This window comes from Streptomyces termitum, assembly GCF_014650175.1.
In the GTDB taxonomy this organism is placed as follows: Bacteria; Actinomycetota; Actinomycetes; order Streptomycetales; family Streptomycetaceae; genus Streptomyces; species Streptomyces termitum.
In genome coordinates this window covers 1-502 of record NZ_BMUL01000077.1, presented here as the reverse complement: position 1 = coordinate 502, position 502 = coordinate 1, and the positions used below count along the sequence as shown (strand labels likewise).

The window sequence follows — 502 nt, the reverse complement described above, 5'->3', positions numbered from 1 at the left end:
CTATGGCCTTGATTGCGACATTCGCGGTGGAGTTCAAATCAGCGGCCATGGTGGTGAGGGCGGTAGGAACGGCACCAGCCAATTTGACGGCAAAGCATCCACCAAATCTCTTATTGACACCGGTGCGGCATCGCACGATACATGCGGTTTGACTCCATCCCCCTGTGCACTGAGCACCCTCAGGAAAGTTCATGACAACAGTTTGGTTGGAGCGGACTTGGTTCTGGATCCCTGAATTTCCAGCTTGATTAAGAGTCATGAACATTGGCTTCCACGAAGTGGCAGTTGCATCCTCGTTGTATTCACAACTCATGGGACCTCCGCCATCACGGTTGACTTGGAAAGCATCAACGACGACCGATAAATTGCCGTAGGCCGCGGGAAGTCCGTAACCTTCAGCCTGATCGAGCCATGCGGGAATGTCGATTGGGCCCAGTTCGGGCGTCCTTCCACACGCCGGTAAGGGGTTGTCAGTTCCAGTTTGGAATACACCCGAGTCGCC

Annotated in this window: 1 protein-coding gene; it reads right to left on the bottom strand. The window is 54.2% G+C overall.

Annotated elements, in window-relative coordinates:
• A partial coding sequence (locus tag IE219_RS32800) for a hypothetical protein (protein ID WP_189983755.1) occupies nt 1-502 on the bottom strand: 502 nt, incomplete at both ends.